Genomic DNA, 4,462 nt, shown 5'->3' with positions numbered 1-4,462 from the left:
CTCGACCGAGAACTGTGGGGGGCGACTCATCCTGCGTCTCCTTCAGGCTCAGGAGTCCCAACTAACTCCTGCGCCACTAAGTCTGACGCGCGACAATCTCAGCCAACGTGACAGCAACGCTCGGAGGGGCGGGCATGTGTGCGCGGTGGCTCAGTCCGGCTCCGCTCCGCCACCCACCAGCAGCAACCGCCTGAGACTCCGACTCACCCGTCCCGTGCCACGCACGACCGTTGGACGATCAACCGCCCAAAGGGTGCCGCCCGCCGCGACCTGATCAACTGCCCAAAGGGTGCCGCCCGCCGCGACCTGATCAACTGCCCAAAGGGTGCCGCCCGCCGCGACCTGTTTGCGCCCGGTGAATTGTTGGCCACCTGCGGCCAATCGAAATGTCCGTAATCAGATAATTGCAATCCGTGACCGTCGATATAATCAAGACATGCATTCGATCGTCGCGGATCTAGAGACCGCTTCCACCGCAGAATTGGTGGAAGCGGTAGCCGCGATCGCCACCCACCTCGCACACCGCCCCGCACCCGACTCCGGGTCTGCTTGCATGGAGTTGGCCGAGGAGTTGGCGCGTGCGTTCGATCAAGGCGAATTCGCGTTGGCCGCGATGATCGCAGTGGTGGACCGCACGGGTGAAATGAAAAACTGGGGGCTGCCGTCCACCCAGGCGTGGCTGCGGTGCCGTCTGGGGATGCGGGAAGGCCGCGCCAAGGAACGCATCACCCTGGCTCGGCAGTTGCCACGCTTGGAGCGGGTGGGCAAGGACCTGGGCAGCGGTGACCTTTCGCTCGGTTACGCGGCTACGGTTGCCGACGCCGTGCAGCGGTTGAACGATGAGGACTGCGCGGCGGCCGAGGACATTCTGTTGAACGCTGCCAACGACGGGCTGTCGGCGGGCAAGGTCGCCCGGCTCGGCCGCAAGATCCACGACTTGGTCTCCGAGGTCGACGGCACCGAGAAGGCGCCTGAGGACGTCAAGCGCGGTTATGAGCGGTCGTGGTTGACGTTGAGCCGGTCGCTGGATGGTGGGTCGTATGTGAACGGGTGGCTCAACCCCGAAGACGCCGCGATCCTGGACGGCACCCTCGGCCCGCTGACCAAACCAGCAGGCAGCGACGACCGGCGTGACCTGGGCGAGCGGACGGCAGCCGCGTTGACCACCGTGCTGTCACACGGCCACAAGGACACCCGCGTCACCGTCATCGCCAACCTCGAAACCCTCATGGGCGAGGACGTGCCCGGTTGGCTGCGGGACGGCACCCCCATCCCGGCCGAGCAGGTACGGCGGCTGGCGCTCACCGCCGGCGTCTCACCCCTGCTGCTAGGCCCGGGGAACGTGCCGCTCTACCTGGGGCACACCACCCGCATCGCCACCCCAGGGCAACGCCGGATCCTGGAAACCCAATACGACACCTGCGCCGTACGCGGCTGTGAGGTGCCGGGCTTCCTCTGCGAAGTCGACCACGTCAACGGATGGGCGCTGGGCAACAGCCCCACCGACATCGACAAACTCGCGCTGTGCTGCGGCTGGCACAACCGGTGGAAACACACCCACCCCGACCAGATCAACATCAGCAAAAACCAAGCCGGACAGTACGTCTACCAGACACTGCCACCCGACGGGACCACACGATCCAGACGCGGCAGATGGCCCACCGGACAAACACCCGACCCCGGCGGCGACAACCCCTGGGATAACCACCATCTCGCAGCCTGACCCCACCCCACAACCAGCCCACGGCCCGGCGGACACCACACCGCCGGGCCCACAGGCACCCTGCACACCCTGCACACCCTGCGCACTCCGCACTCTGCGCACCCTGCGCGTCCCGCACCCTGCGCACCCTGCGCGCCTTGCACCCTGCGCGCCCCGCATCCTGTACGCCCCCGCACGCTGCGCGCCTCGCACGCTGCGCGCCTCGCACGCTGCGCGCCTCGCACGCTGTACGCCCCGCATCCTGTACGCCCCCGCGCGCTGCGCGCCTCGCACGCTGAACGCCTCGCATCCTGTACGCCCCCGCATCCTGTACGCCCCCGCGCGCTGCGCGCCCCGCACCCTGCACGCCTCGCACGCTGTACGCCATTCGACCCTCCGCCCCGGCAGCCGGCCGCCGACCTTAACCCCTGAATCAATGGCTCATGCGATGACCATGAACGTTCGCCGGGTCTGCTGACACGCCGGTCGAGGTGTGTGGTGTTTTGGGGCTGGATTTCACGCTCGATGGCGATGTGAACGCTGTCGAGGGCGAGGCGGTGCCGGTGGCTGAGCCGGGGAGGGCGCGGCGGCTGACAGAGGACGAGGGGCGCCGGCTGCAGCAGATCGTCCGGCGGGGCAAGCGCGAGTCGTTCCGGGGCCGCCGGGCGATGATGATCATGGTGGCGGTGTCGGCGCTTCGGGGCCGGGGGTCGTCCGGCTCCTTCTAAAACTCCAGGGCACGGTTCGCGATGTGGTCCACGGCTTCAACGAGCGGGGGCTGGCCGCGCTGGACCCTAACCGGGTGGGACGTCGTTCCCGTCGAATCAGTACCGGCGACCAGGCTCACATCATCGCGACGGACCGCACCCGGCCGAGCAAACTCGGGCGGCCGTTCACTCGCTGGGACATCCGCAGGCTCGCCGACCACCTGGTCAATCACGACGACAAGACCGTGCGGATCGGGCGGGAACGGCTGCGGCAAATCCTTCACGGCCACGGCATCACCTTCCAGCGCATCCGCACCTGAAAGACTTCACCGCCCCGGACTTCGACACCAAGCTTGACTGCCGCGAGCACGTCACCATCCATCTCCCCGGGCCGGTGCTTCGCTTTCGCAGCAGAGCCCGATCGGCTGCCGGTCGCCCACCGCCGCAGCACGGCATCCGCTACTTCCGCGGCTGCTACTCGCTCGGCGCCACCGCCCTGGCCGCGCTCAAGAGCATCCGGGCCACCCGACTCGACGGCGCGCCCATCTACGTCATCTTGGGCAACCTGTTGGCAACACCACCCCGCGATCAGCGCCTGGGCGAACAAGAACGAGGTCGAGTTGTGCCGACCCGACCTGCACGTCCTGGGCCAATCCGCAGTCTAGGTGTACTTGGTCATGATCTTGGTGACACCTGGGGGGTGGGTTGTTGATCATGAAGAAGGCCTCCGGGCGTAGTGGAGTTTGCCGCTTCACTCACACCCGGAGGTCTTGATGGGTCACGCTAATGCCCGGTTGACGTTCATGGCAGATGCCTGCTGGTTCGCCGTGTCGAGGTCGATGGCCGTCCGGTCGCGCATGTCGCGGCCGAGCTCGGGGTGTCGCGCCAGTGTGCGCACCGGTGGGTGGGCCGGTTCTGCGCCGAGAGGTGGGACGGGCTGGCCGACCGGCGCAGCGGGCCCGGTCGTGCCCGTCACGGACGCCGGCCGAGACCGAGGAAGGCGTGTTGGCCGCCCGCCGCGAGCTGCGCTGTGGACCAGACCAGATCGCCGCGGCGACCGGGGTGCCGACCCCGTACCGTCACCCGCATCCTGCGCCGCCACAACGTACCCGCGTTGGCGGCGTGTGACTCGCTCACACCAGGCAGCAGATCCGCGCCACCCGCCACAGCCCGCGACGCTATGAGCACGCGGCACCGGGCGACATGATCCACCTGGAGTCAAGGAAACTCGGCCGCATCCCCGACGGCGGCGGCTGGCGCGCCCACGGCCGCAGCGAGAACGTGCGCGGCCGCGGCATCGGCTACGACTTCGTGCACACCGCCATCGACGACCACACCCGCCTGGCCTACGCCGAAGTCCTGCCCGACGAGAAGGGCATCACCTGCACCGCTCTCTTCACCCGGGCGGCGGCGTTCTTCGCCGAACGCGGCATCACCCGCATCCAACGGGTACTGACCGACAACGCCAAGAACTACCGGATCTCACGAGTGTTCCAGCAGGCCTGCGCCCAGCTGGGTGCCCGCCAGAAGTTCACCCGGCCACGCTGCCCATGGACCAACGGCAAAGCCGAACGCCTCAACCGCACCCTCGCTCAAGAATGGGCCTACCGACAGCCCTGCACCAGCAACCAGCAACGCACCGATCAGCTAGAGGCCTGGCTAGAGCACTACAACACCCAGCGCCCACACTCAGCCCCTCGGCGGCCAGCCACCCATCACCCGACTGACACCAAGATCATGACCACGTACAGCTAGGCCCCGCTTCGGACAGCTGCGCACCTTTGTGATCGCGGGCTCCAACCATTCCGACCACACCGTGCTGCCCGCAAACTGCACGCCTACCTGCGATGGCGCAGCGCCAACGCCCGCCACCCCGACCTGCTGGCAACCCAACGCCGCGAACGTGTGACGCCCCAGGTCGATGTTGACCTTCGAGTTGGTTGAAGCTCAATGATGGCGGGTCACGTCCAGGCGGGTGGTGTAAGAGAAGGCCACCTCGCGATCTTTTGACTACTTAAGCACCAATAGCATCAATTGTCACATCGGAATCATT

At 67.3% G+C, this 4,462-nt stretch carries 3 protein-coding genes and 2 pseudogenes; all 5 read left to right on the top strand.

Translation table 11 applies throughout. From position 1 onward, the window contains the following. Nucleotides 1-436: 436 nt before the first annotated feature. Nucleotides 437-1,723, top strand: coding sequence for a DUF222 domain-containing protein (locus ABZ810_RS47550; protein WP_358415448.1), 1,287 nt, complete (start codon nucleotides 437-439; stop codon nucleotides 1,721-1,723). Between the two features lie 512 nt (nucleotides 1,724-2,235). Continuing rightward, the gene (locus ABZ810_RS47545; protein WP_358415445.1) at nucleotides 2,236-2,430 is read left to right on the top strand and encodes a hypothetical protein; all 195 of its coding nucleotides are present in this window, start codon (nucleotides 2,236-2,238) and stop codon (nucleotides 2,428-2,430) included. A 23-nt stretch (nucleotides 2,431-2,453) separates the two neighbouring features. Beyond that, the gene (locus ABZ810_RS47540; protein ID WP_358415442.1) at nucleotides 2,454-2,729 is read left to right on the top strand and encodes a helix-turn-helix domain-containing protein; all 276 of its coding nucleotides are present in this window, start codon (nucleotides 2,454-2,456) and stop codon (nucleotides 2,727-2,729) included. A gap of 453 nt (nucleotides 2,730-3,182) precedes the next feature. After that, nucleotides 3,183-4,150: pseudogene (locus ABZ810_RS47535) on the top strand (IS481 family transposase). A gap of 21 nt (nucleotides 4,151-4,171) precedes the next feature. Beyond that, nucleotides 4,172-4,353 (top strand): annotated as a pseudogene (locus ABZ810_RS47530) (IS630 family transposase); the annotation flags it as partial. Between the last annotated feature and the right edge of the window lie 109 nt (nucleotides 4,354-4,462).

This window comes from Spirillospora sp. NPDC047279 (genome assembly GCF_040643285.1).
Classification (GTDB): Bacteria; Actinomycetota; Actinomycetes; order Streptosporangiales; family Streptosporangiaceae; genus Spirillospora.
This window is presented reverse-complemented; position numbering and strand designations above follow the sequence as displayed.

Coding starts and splice junctions, on each gene's coding strand:
- ABZ810_RS47550 (WP_358415448.1), top strand. CDS start 437: ATGCATTCGATCGTCGCGGATCTAGAGACCGCTTCCACCGCAGAATTG.